Origin of the sequence: Gimesia benthica (assembly GCF_009720525.1) — a bacterium.
Lineage (GTDB): Bacteria > Planctomycetota > Planctomycetia > Planctomycetales > Planctomycetaceae > Gimesia > Gimesia benthica.
Window position 1 is genome coordinate 6,561,507 of sequence record NZ_CP043930.1, and the last position, 11,334, is coordinate 6,572,840.

General features: G+C 46.0%; 10 protein-coding genes. 1 reads left to right on the plus strand and 9 read right to left on the minus strand.

What is annotated here, in order from left to right; translation table 11 throughout:
* Positions 1-269: 269 nt before the first annotated feature.
* The 9 genes from F1728_RS25625 to F1728_RS25665 all read right to left on the minus strand — a co-directional run bounded on the left by F1728_RS25625 (position 270) and on the right by F1728_RS25665 (position 8,918).
* A complete protein-coding gene (locus tag F1728_RS25625; protein WP_155366417.1) occupies positions 270-437 on the minus strand; it encodes a hypothetical protein in 168 nt (55 codons plus the stop codon).
* Between the two features lie 300 nt (positions 438-737).
* Positions 738-1,544, minus strand: coding sequence for a hypothetical protein (locus tag F1728_RS25630; protein WP_155366418.1), 807 nt, complete (start codon positions 1,542-1,544; stop codon positions 738-740).
* A gap of 366 nt (positions 1,545-1,910) precedes the next feature.
* Positions 1,911-3,308, minus strand: coding sequence for an argonaute/piwi family protein (locus F1728_RS25635; RefSeq protein ID WP_155366419.1), 1,398 nt, complete (start codon positions 3,306-3,308; stop codon positions 1,911-1,913).
* Between the two features lie 6 nt (positions 3,309-3,314).
* Positions 3,315-5,084 carry an SIR2 family protein gene (locus F1728_RS25640; RefSeq protein ID WP_155366420.1) on the minus strand — a complete coding sequence of 590 codons (1,770 nt, stop codon included), beginning with the start codon at positions 5,082-5,084 and terminating at the stop codon, positions 3,315-3,317.
* 355 nt (positions 5,085-5,439) lie between these two features.
* Positions 5,440-6,039, minus strand: coding sequence for a GIY-YIG nuclease family protein (locus tag F1728_RS25645; RefSeq protein WP_155366421.1), 600 nt, complete (start codon positions 6,037-6,039; stop codon positions 5,440-5,442).
* Positions 6,040-6,437: 398 nt separating this feature from the next.
* A complete protein-coding gene (locus F1728_RS25650; protein WP_155366422.1) occupies positions 6,438-7,127 on the minus strand; it encodes a hypothetical protein in 690 nt (229 codons plus the stop codon).
* Positions 7,128-7,377: 250 nt separating this feature from the next.
* A complete protein-coding gene (locus F1728_RS32760; protein WP_155366423.1) occupies positions 7,378-7,800 on the minus strand; it encodes a PGPGW domain-containing protein in 423 nt (140 codons plus the stop codon).
* 425 nt (positions 7,801-8,225) lie between these two features.
* On the minus strand, positions 8,226-8,537 hold the full coding sequence (locus tag F1728_RS25660; RefSeq protein ID WP_155366424.1) for a hypothetical protein: 312 nt from the start codon (positions 8,535-8,537) through the stop codon (positions 8,226-8,228).
* Between the two features lie 42 nt (positions 8,538-8,579).
* On the minus strand, positions 8,580-8,918 hold the full coding sequence (locus F1728_RS25665; protein WP_155366425.1) for an HNH endonuclease signature motif containing protein: 339 nt from the start codon (positions 8,916-8,918) through the stop codon (positions 8,580-8,582).
* Between the two features lie 1,239 nt (positions 8,919-10,157).
* On the opposite strand from F1728_RS25665, the gene F1728_RS25670 reads away from it, so the two are divergent.
* Positions 10,158-11,312 (plus strand): IS256 family transposase, encoded by a 1,155-nt coding sequence (locus F1728_RS25670; RefSeq protein ID WP_155363077.1) that lies wholly within the window; start codon positions 10,158-10,160, stop codon positions 11,310-11,312.
* The last annotated feature ends 22 nt before the right edge of the window (positions 11,313-11,334 follow it).

Sequence of the window (11,334 nt, forward strand, 5' to 3'; positions counted from 1 at the left end):
TGTCGGCATAAGACCGCAAGGTCGTGGTTCCAGCGGCGCGAGATGAAGTAGGTCGCGGTTGCGATAGCGATCATCTGCCGCACTCTCCATGGCGGGTACGATGCGATATCTGCGTCAGCGGCCGGAACTGAGTCATCGCCGAACATGCGGAAGAATGGGCAAATCCCGAATGCGAAATGGAAGACAGCCTCATCGGGCGTCTGGAAGAAGCGGGCAAGATTATTGGTCGGGCGAAGGCCCAGGCGTTGATGTCGTGGTTTTCGATCCAGTCAAAGTGAATCGACGGCTGAGGCAGCCCTTTCGATCTGGAAACGGGCGGCCGAAGCTGCGCTGTTGAGTCTTGCCCTGAGCCACGGGCTGGCTTTGTTGATGTCGAACCGCGGCCCCATATATCGATTCGCGCTTGTGAATTCATTGAACATCTCTTCGTCGGTCATGGCAATGCCCCACTATTGTTCCGCATTGACTGCTAACTCGAGTTAAATTGCATTATTTCGGTAAAACTCATCAAGGGTATAGTTAGTAATATTTTGTTGAAACAGAGAGAATCAAAAGAAAATGAGGAATGTTCAATGAAAAACAACAGCTTCGAGAGATTTGAATATCTAGTCATTCTAGAAACCATTCGTTTTGAATTAGTATCCTGAATTCGATGTGTTTCGCGAACAGAATCGAGGCCCTAAGTGGTTCGATCGCCTTCGGCTCATTCTGAATTTATCGTCGAGCTCCTTCTGACACTATCCCGCTACGTGCAGCCCTTTGCTTATCAAGAGAGTCATGATCTCCTCCGCAGAGCGGCCCTTCTCATTGTCCAGCAGTGGTTTCAAGGTCCCCTCGCGGATGTTTGTAGCAAGTTGCTGGGCGAATGAGCCAGGGAGGTGGTCGGTGCAGAACCGTGACCAGTGTTCCTTGAACAATTCGAAGCTCTGCCGGTGGCACTCCATATCGGCGAACCCGAGCCCCTTCGTCTCTTCATACGCCGCTTGAGCGGCGACATACGCGGCAGAGTTGGCGTGACGGTACTCTTCCAAATGGGCTGCGGAAACGTGCTTGAAGTAGAACCAAGTGAAGAGTTGAGGCATATGTGAAACGCCCGCATGTCGGTCAACAACCACCTCGTTCAACATGTCGGCCAGGGAGCCCCTCAACTCCCTAACCCAATGTGGCCAGTAAGCGGACATGTCGAGGCCATAGGCTTCCATCCGCCGGAAGATCTCAGGGTGCTGCATCTCGTTTGAGAACATACCATGTAAGGAATTGGGCAGCCGGGCGGCAATCCGACAATACCCCTCTTCCACTAAGATTCCGTGCAGTAATTCGTGCACGAGGGAATGGTGAACCCGTTCGGACGACTCATCGATGAATATGTGGATTGCATCGCTCCACGCGCAGTAGCAAGACTGCGGGACGCGCGGGATCAGAGAGAGTGGGTGAAGCAAGACCGTCCGCGTGGTTAGTTTGGTCAGGTCCTGGTATGCGGACACGACCGCCGAGTTTCCGAGAAAGGCGTCCCAGTTCAGGTTTGGAATATCGAGCGGAGTCACTGGCAGTACCCTAGGTCTGTTGACCGATCATACCTTCCGTAATAATTGTCCACGTCAAGAATACAAAAACGGTGGATTTATGAAATTCCAGAATCGGTATGAGTTGATGTGACCGAAGAACTGCTAACGACTAAACTCAACCGGCGCGTTAGTGATCGGTTGGAGTGATCGGTTGGAGTGATTTGTTATGTGTATTGTTCCTTTTCATGTAAACCCCCTATGCCTGCTCTCAGCCAAAAATGCGGACATTCATTTGATAGGCTGGCTCGGGCACAAATTTGCTGTCCTCATTCTCATAATCTGTGTGTAACTTAGCCCCAATCATCTGAATAAGCCGGAACTGTGCTATTTTGAGCTACAAACAAGCTACATGAAACAGCGAAAATCATAGACTTGATCAATCATGTTTGGGGCTTCTTTTACTATCTGAGCAAAACGACTGGAATACTCTAATGTAGCTGGAAGCTTTTTGTGGAGAGTATTGTTATTCCAATCCATCTTCGTCAGCCCTAGGATACTTTGGCACGTTTCATGCCAACCACCTAAACCTGAGAATCGTCGGATAAATAAGGGCTTTGGAGTTGGAGCAAAGACGAAATCCTTATGAGTTTGCCATCTAGAATTAGTCAGATTCGCTCCAATGGTAGGTCCTTGTGTCCAGAGTAATGCCTCGTTCTCGCTAACAGGGAGATATGTTCCCCTAGGAACACCATACCTATCCACTTCCTTACTGTTCCATTTGAAGCCAAATACAGGCGAACGCTCTAATATTTGAACTAGCTCGACATCAGTGCCATCGTTAAATGAATCCAGGGCACCTTTGATTTCTTCCTCAGTAAATCGAGTGCTTTTATGAATAGTTATTTTCCGAGGGTATCGTCCGCGATGGTTTCTCTGGTACACCTGTAAACTTCTCAGAAGAACGGCTTGCATGTCTTCGGAACTTAAGTAGGGGTTTTTCGCAAAATCTACGTTTGCCGCACGTGTATCATAAGCCACAAACTCGAAGCCCAATCCATCTGCTTCAATTATTTGGCTACAGCAGGTATAGAACTGGGCGTCTCCATCAAGATTCTTTAAAGAATAGCTAATACCGATGAATGCCTCATCTGCGTTTACAGATGGCAGCTTCCAAGGTATCCCATTTGCTTTTGCATACAAGGCAACGCTTAGGCCCCACATCACGTTGGATCTACATCTTCTTGTAAGGGCTTTTTTTGTAACAATCTGAAAGGGAATATCCAGAGGTGCGCAGCGTGCTTTAAGGTGATTATGAAGATCAAAATTCTCGCCTTTGAAGCAACTCGCCCATTGATCGGATAAAAAGATTACGATAACGTCGAACTGGTGTTTGATTCTTCTCATTTTCCCGAGCGACTCCGATAACGCGTCGGCAAGACCGATATGGTTCCCGGACATTGCATATTCGTTTAAGTCTCCGGGTAAAGTTTGATGAACGCCCCTATCTGCCGCTTTCAAAGGAACCCGAAATGCGGCTTGAAAGCCTGGGTAGTTAGGATAATAGTCAGTTGCATCTCTGGTTTGCTGCGGTCTCCCAAGCTCCCGAAATACTGACCTTAAATTATCTCTGTCTTCTTCAAGGCACATAAACGCAACTTTGATTTGGTTCCAAAGATCTATTGGCTGACTATATGGACCGTGATCGAGAATTCCTCTTAGTGGATTGCAATCCATTCGCCCATCCATGAATACTAGCTTTGGTTCAAGGATATGGGAGTGTGCAGCTAAAGATGAAACCGACATACCTAACTAAATCCTTTTTGAATACACAGTTTTTGTGGAAACTACGAAGTTAGCTTTCCCATATTCATCTGCTTCAGCAAAGGCGGAAAATGTCATTACCTCATCTTCACCAGAATCAAACAAGTAGTTTGACCATGCAGAAAAGATCTTATCCAATACATCATTTTTTCGATTACCTACTCTACTATCTATCAGGTTCCTTCCCTTCTCTCGTTCTTTAGGGGGTGAAATCCAAATATCAGGTCTGACAGTAAGTAGTATGAAGCCCCCGAGAGTCGAGATACCCACCTGAACGGCCTCTGCCCAAGAAAGTGGATACTCATTCCACTCTTCTAGTTCGGTATTAAATCCTCTCACCAATATATTCGAATTGTATCCAGAAACTATTCCCCCTCCTGTCGCTTTCTCCAGTTCAGGATAACATCCTTGTTCAGATGGAATAGGTAGTACCAAATACTTACTTTTCCTTCTGTATTTCAAGTTCAAACTAGTATTTGTAGCCAAACCAAATGCTAGGGCTTCCTCTAGTGCCCCTTTCAGGGCCCCCTTTTGCAGCAAGGTTTCGACTCTACAGTCCAGTTGACTACCCTGAAATTCTGCTTCACTTCCAAAAATATTTTCAAGATCGGTTATCTTTCCCCACGCATAAAGGTCGTCATCGATGAATGCAATCATTCTTCCCCGATTGCGTCTATTAAGATCATTTACCTTTTTCCAATCAATCTTGTTGTTAAGGTGCACCTTGTAAGCGTGAGAGGGCATATCTAGAATTTTGAATGCATTAAAACGGATGATGGGAAGAGACTTTCCTGGGCAAGGTAAGGGCAAGTGCACCTGTTGCCGTGAGTATTCGAAAATCGCATCATCTAAATCAGTTGGTCGATTCGGAAGTTGTTTCCAAAGGGCTGTCGTCAATGCAACAAAATCCACTATCTCAACAATCTTTGTCTCGACTCCAAGTGAATTTGCTTTCTCTAAAATGTCCTGGACTTTCTGTGGCGGTTGATGTCCTTTCAACGTTGCCCAATACAATCCGTGGGGAAAAGGATTGTCGCCTTCTAAGGTTTCATCAATCAGACTCATTACAGAATCATCCCTTCCACTATATCCGACTACGAACAAGCCAAATCGATTGGATGAATTTTTAAAGCACTGTCCTAAATTCTTATTTGCTTCCTTTAAATCTTCTTCTAAGTTCATCAAAGATTTGTATCGAAAATCACCATGAAGTTTCACGTAGAAAGGAAATTTCTCATTGTTCAATTCATCGACCGCGGCTGATGAACCTTCTAAGTGAAACGTGGTAATAGCTTTCTTGGCGACTCGGGCAAAAGAAGTCTCAACGACCTCATCGAAGTTCGTTGTGAATATACACCTGAGATAGCCAGTTTCAATCAATCCAGCTAAAGCTTTTTGACCTGATGAAATAGATATTGACTCAGTGCTCAACACTTCTCTCAAATAGTCGCGCTGCTTCCCGTAGTCATCTCCAAACAACAACCCAAAATAAAATGAATACTCTGAGTCATCCCATTCTTGGGGAAACCCTTTTGACTCCATGTAGGATTGAATCTTTGCTTTGATAGGGGAAAGCTGAATATCATTTCCAAGAAATTCCCTATTCTCTTCCGAACAGTAGTATCTTTTCTTCAAATCCCAAATCAACTCGGTAGCAGTAGGCATGCCCGCGCTTACCGAGGTGCCAGCACCCAGAAGCCATGAGAGCTGACCTTTCTTTGAAACTTGAGTCCTAACAAACTCAGCCTGTGTGATCATCCCAATCACAATGCGTCCCTCAATTTGCAATTAAATGCTATTCTATGAAAGAAGATAGAGCTTTTTGATCTACCACAGCGCCCGCAAAGCGTTGACCCTTTACAATCAAAAACGAACTTAAAGTCGCTGCAATTACGCGTAATTTATGAGAAAGTAAAGGGTACGGTTTTTTGATCAGTAACAGCTTTCGCTTTGGGTCGACCCCCGTCATTCCTAAAACACATCACGTTAAGGATATCCGGTCCGAAATACGGCCCCAACAACCGATAGACTAGCAAAAACACGCAAGGCGTAAACGGCTCCGGTTCACTGATTTGATATGCATATTGTTCGGTAGGGCTCACTTTGGCTACGATCATATATTTGCAGCTCTACGCCGTCGTCGAATTGGACGCACAATAGGTTTGCCAGGTGGATGACAATGCACACCTGGTCGCTTGACGGTGCCAATGAAATAGCCGTTTTGGGAGTACGCACTTTCTTTGTCGCAATGTGCAGCACGATGTGAAATAACATCGTAGTCATCATCAAGACACCAGCCGTGGCAATGATGGCGGTAACATTCAGGACACCAGATTTGAAGGTAAGCATCTCGGCTTTCCGTGATGCCATCAGCGTTCTCAAAATAACATTTAGTGAGATTTGTGAGAATACCTCGAAGGACAGGCAGACCTTCGTGTTTCTCTGGGTGATGCAGATCATACATTATTGCCGCGTCAATCAATTGTTTAAGTTCTGCATCAAAGTAAAACCATTCTGAACTTGGACTGACGCGCAGGTGAGAGTATTTGTCGTGGTATTGCCGCTCGGTGTCGCGGTCGCCGGGGATCGAGAACAAGAGTTGCAAATCGTACGGGCAACCGGTTTGCAATTGGGGGAGACGTTTTGCTGGATCGTCAGCGTATCCGATCTTCACGCGATGTGCGCCGATTGCTTCGATGAAGTATACGCTCATTCTGGAGTTCCGTCATAGAGTTGTGTGTATATCTTGCAGTTAGACTGAAATATTTCGATATAACAAATTAACGGCAGAGTTAGTGAAATTCTGTTTAACCAGAAATAGATTGTCAAGAGTTAGATGAGGAAGTTGCGGTGAAGAAAGGAATTATGTTGAATGGCAATGGCAGCTTGAAGTTTGATGTGAACTCTCTTGGGCGAACTGACCGAAAGATGTTTCCGAGAAAATGTATGGCTTCTCGGGACACTTGTCGTGTCCGTTTTATTATTGGTTTTGGCGACCGGATGGACGAGCATAACGACAAAAATCATTGGGCGGCAGTGATCAAACCTTCCATTCAAGACCGACGACAGCCGCTCCCGTGCATTGTTTTGTTCGGCGATTAGGCCAATATGTTAGCAAGTGGAAGTTGGCCAAATGCATGCATCCGGATTAATGAGCCGTTTGGCATTCGTTTCATGAAACCAGATAATTGGCGATGAAGACAATAACCCCTGATTGGTATTATTTGGATTTGTACAAGTGCCATTGTAGTTTGCAACAATTCGGTGTGGTGTTGATTGGCCACTTGGCGAATGAAGACAGGGTGACCTCCATTCCACGCGTGCAGTAGGTGAATCGCACTGAACACCATATCCGGTTTCTGTGAAAACCATTGCGCTGGCGATGCTTTGAGATTTAGTATGGACCGTTCCATATCGATGCTCGATGTTCGTGGCGTAGTCCATCACCGCGAAGAGCCAACGATGATATCCCTCGGCATCATCATCGACGCGCCAAACACGATAGCGATACCAACGATCGCATTCCCATTTAAATGGTGTATTGTTTACCCCAATTCCCCCGTAACCCGCCCAGTCAGATCCGCCACCCCAATTGACGCCCTTATTGTTATTGTCTCGAAATCCGTGAGGACCGGACCACTGAAATCCTCCGTGGGACCACTCGTTGTGCTGAGTAAAGTTCACGTGTAATGAGAAGTAATAAAGCCATTGGCGGTCGACTGATGCAGGAAAGTCTGTAATGCGAACGTCAACATCGTATGCATAAACGTCAGTGGCTTGAGATTCGAGATAGGTGTGCACGGATTTTGGTTCCATAGCATTCGCCGAGCTTGTATTAAACTGAATTATTTCTGAATACCCCCCATTAACGGTCGTTTGAATGTTTGGTTTCAGAAACATAGGATTTGATAGCTTTTACTGCAGCATTAACTCAACTGGATATAGCACCACAATACTGAACTGATGGGCAAAAAACGCTCCAAAACAAAATAACTAACTAGAATTCACTGAAATATCCAAAGATTGACTCTTTCGTATACCGTCTTCAATCCTAGGTAGCACTCGTTTCTGATTCTTCCGGGATCTCTAACGGCGGACAATTTGAACGCCGTCGAAGCCAGTTGATGCTGCGTATTGCAGGTTTTTGTGAAATGACCCATCTTTCAAGTTTAAACTTACCTGGAAAGTCAAGAAGCATGATTCCAATGATGACCGTCAGGAGCCCTTGACCAGGTAGAGCGAGTAATAATATTCCGACTACCACAAAGATGAAGCCGAGAACATTTTTACCTATTAGTAGAATCCCTCGAATGACAGGATGTTGCGAAGCCCATGGCAAAGTCTTTCGTCCTGTTCGTTTGAAGTAGTCAACCGGAATTTGGACGACCAATATTGGAATTATGATAGCTGTTCCAATGAACGTGAGTAGCGAAGCTACGGCCAACCATCGCAACAATTCGGGAGACGCATGCATTCTTTCCTCTAGTCTGTAGAACGCGCACCATGATATGTGCAATCAACTATCAGTTTGAGCCTACTACACCATAAATGAAGATTAACGCATCCTTATAAATAACGTTCGTTTTTGTTTGCTGTCCCGCATTCGATGAGTTTCGCGAACAAAATTAATGAATGTCTGGTCTACTTGAAATTCATATCACAACTAATTGAACACAGTACCATCTGACTGAAACAATGCGTAAGCGAAAACGGTGGTCTTAAGACATGTATCGGCATTCATAGAATTACCAAAGCAACCAAGATGAGAGGATCAGAAGTTGATCAAGTGCCGGATTGTTCTGTAAATATGAATAGGCCGAGTTTTATGGCCGCCGCTCACGTTCAACCGATTACTCTACAGAATATCGATTGAATGAGAATCAACGGAAACCGATCCCTTCAAGCCAAACCACCACCGAGAGGCGGACCATAAGGCTCGAAGCGTTTGTATCGCTCCACCGCCTTCCCTGTCTTAGGGTTAGTTACTTTTGGTCCATCTTCCTCCCAATCTACCAGGTCAATCGGCTGGATAGACTGCTTAAATTGCTGGTCAGAAAACTCATTTCCCTGTGGATCGGTGTAAACAAGTTTCTGCTTCCACACTCCCGCTTCCTCTTGTTCCCCTTTTTTCTTCGCAGGCTGCTTCTTCGACGAACCTTTAGGTGGCTGCACGAACCTGGCCTTCTGTACTCTCGATCTTTTCTTTGCCATACGAAGCTCCAGATAAATTGAAAGATTCCGCCAGAGATGTGATCAAGGGGCGCCTTGCTCTTCAATCCCAAATTCTATTTCCGTCACGGTGAGCTTGTTGTTTTGCTTCCAAGACTCTGGCAAGCCTGTTGCACCAAACTCTGTAAGTGCCCGATAGAGATAAGGGCGGAGTACTTCATCGAAAACGCGATGGCAGTTTGGGCATAAAGGCATACCGTTCGCCTGACGATCGCAAGCATTACGCCTCTTCCATTCCTTTTCGTCAATAATATGGACAGCATCAGGCAGAGGGTATTGGGTTCCGCATATCACGCAGGGATGATGTTTTCCCGTTTTCCGATCCCGCACAATCTTGCGTTTGACATCAGGATTGAAAGCCATTTGCCGACTCCTTCTGGTCTGCCGAATTCAGCTGACTCACTTATTTAGGACTCTTTAAAGACCCCGATGGTAGAGAATGGACGTAAACACCCACTTAAGTAAAGAGCAAGCGATTTCCATAAGCAACATATTCCGTTTCAAATCACCCCAAGCGCCTTCTCAAGATAAAACTCGAATTAGACTGAATTGTTTCGGTACAACCCATGGATGGTAGGATTGGTGAAATATTGTATAATCAATGAGAACCTGTCAAGCTAGCATAGAGGAAGTTGAATGAACAAGGAAATTACCTTGAATGACTCACTTCGGTGAACCAACCGAAGGAAATTTCCGAGAAAACGTACGGCTTTTCGGGACACTTGCAGTATCCGTTTTATTATTCGTTTTCGCGAACAGCTAAAAATCAATATCTCATCAATATAATCTATACGTGCTGAATACGAGCTTGCTATATTCGAAATCAAAATACTATGAATCGTTTTTATATGATGAAAACCGTATTCGATTAGAGCGCTGAAGTTCCCCGGAAACAGTGAATCGTTAAAGCAGAAGAAGCCAGGCTAACCAATTAATGGTTCCGGATTGTAAAATTAAAGCCTTTTCACAATGTTATTCGCCGATTAGTGTTTTCGTAAGCAGCTGAAAAATAAGGGCTTGCTGCAATATCACGCAATGAAGGTATGGAGGCAGATCTCTTCAGAGAACGGGGACAATACCTTAGTGGTGTTTCTACTGGAATTAGCATTTTGGTGGTTTTTATATCAGTCGGTTTCAGGGCCTGAAGGTCAAACTTTTTCTCTTTCTCTGTCAGATGGAAGTTCCTTATTTATTGCTCGATAATTGATAACAGATAAGTAAACAGTCAATGTCCTTGAGCTAAAGATTGCGTGAACTCAAAACAGAACCGCAAATACGTTCGATATCTTTTTCGCCGATTCGCTGATGGCAAGGCACATATAGATATTGCGATGAAATCGCTTCCGCATTCGGGAAATCTGACTTTGTGCCAAAATGTTCTCGAGCAATATTGGAAAACAGGGGGCGACACTCAACACCAGATTTACTGATCTCCTCCAAAGGTTACTGTAACATCTCTTCTGTAAATTACCTGTGTGCCGGAGTGGTGCTTGTTATTTGAGCGTAGCGAAAATAACAAGCACCACTCCGGCGAGCCCTTGAAAGGGTGGGCCAGATCGGTTTCTTTTTAATGTTTTCCACAACAGAAAAGGAACTCCAACCATGGCCCACCAACAACAATCTAACAACATTCTCGACGCTGTCCAGCTCCTGGCCGATCATGGATTCGATGAAATGTCGCAAGCACTCCAGATCCTGTTCAACGAAGCGATGAAGCTGGAACGTTCCGAATACCTCGGTGCCGAACCGTATCAACGCAGCGTAACACGCCGTTCTTATGCCAACGGTTTCAAGCCAAAATCATTTCAAAGTCGCCTCGGAAAGCTGGAACTGCAAGTGCCCCAGACACGCGATGGCGACTTTTATCCCTCTGCACTGGAACGCGGCGAACGGAGTGAACGCGCACTGAAGCTGGCAATCGCTGAAATGTATGTTCAAGGCGTCTCTACCCGTAAGGTCGCCAAAATCACCACCGAACTCTGTGGATTTGATGTCACCAGTACACAGGTCAGTCGGGCAGCGAAACTGCTCGACGAAGAGCTGGAAACGTGGCGTAATCGACCGCTGGGGCAGGTGGAATACCTGATCCTCGACGCCCGCTATGAAAAAGTTCGCGTGGAAGGCAGCGTGCGGGACTGTGCCGTGCTGATTGCGATCGGCGTCCTGGCCAGCGGTCATCGGAGCGTACTCGGAGTGTCTGTGTCGCTCTCCGAAGCCGAAGTCCATTGGCGTGAATTCCTGGGTTCACTCAACCAGCGCGGACTGCATGGCGTGAAGCTGATCGTCAGTGATGCACACGAAGGCCTGAAAGCGGCACGACAGAACATGCTCGCTGGCACGCCCTGGCAGCGTTGCCAGTTTCATTTGATGCAAAACGCGATGCAATACGTTCCCAAGGTTCATTTGCGCAAACAGGTGAGCGATGAATTACGCAATATCTTTAATGCCAGAGACCTGGATGATGCGCTGAATGAACTGAAACGGTTCGTTTCCACTCATGAAAAAACAGCTCCGAAACTGGCGAGTTGGGCGGAAGAAAACATCCTGGAAGGACTGACCGTATTTACCATCCCTGCCGGTCATCGCAAGCGGATGCGAACCACAAACATGCTCGAACGGCAGAATAAGGAATTAAAACGGCGTACCCGCGTAGCGGGACTGTTTCCCAATGAGGAGTCGTTGCTGAGGCTGGTGACCGCGGTCCTGGTGGAACTCAGCGACGACTGGGAAACCGGCATGAGATACCTGACAATTTAATGCTGATCACAGAGACCGAAGG

Coding starts and splice junctions, on each gene's coding strand:
- F1728_RS25625 (WP_155366417.1), bottom strand. CDS start 437: ATGACCGACGAAGAGATGTTCAATGAATTCACAAGCGCGAATCGATAT.
- F1728_RS25635 (WP_155366419.1), bottom strand. CDS start 3,308: ATGTCGGTTTCATCTTTAGCTGCACACTCCCATATCCTTGAACCAAAG.
- F1728_RS25640 (WP_155366420.1), bottom strand. CDS start 5,084: ATGATCACACAGGCTGAGTTTGTTAGGACTCAAGTTTCAAAGAAAGGT.
- F1728_RS25645 (WP_155366421.1), bottom strand. CDS start 6,039: ATGAGCGTATACTTCATCGAAGCAATCGGCGCACATCGCGTGAAGATC.
- F1728_RS32760 (WP_155366423.1), bottom strand. CDS start 7,800: ATGCATGCGTCTCCCGAATTGTTGCGATGGTTGGCCGTAGCTTCGCTA.
- F1728_RS25660 (WP_155366424.1), bottom strand. CDS start 8,537: ATGGCAAAGAAAAGATCGAGAGTACAGAAGGCCAGGTTCGTGCAGCCA.
- F1728_RS25665 (WP_155366425.1), bottom strand. CDS start 8,918: ATGGCTTTCAATCCTGATGTCAAACGCAAGATTGTGCGGGATCGGAAA.
- F1728_RS25670 (WP_155363077.1), top strand. CDS start 10,158: ATGGCCCACCAACAACAATCTAACAACATTCTCGACGCTGTCCAGCTC.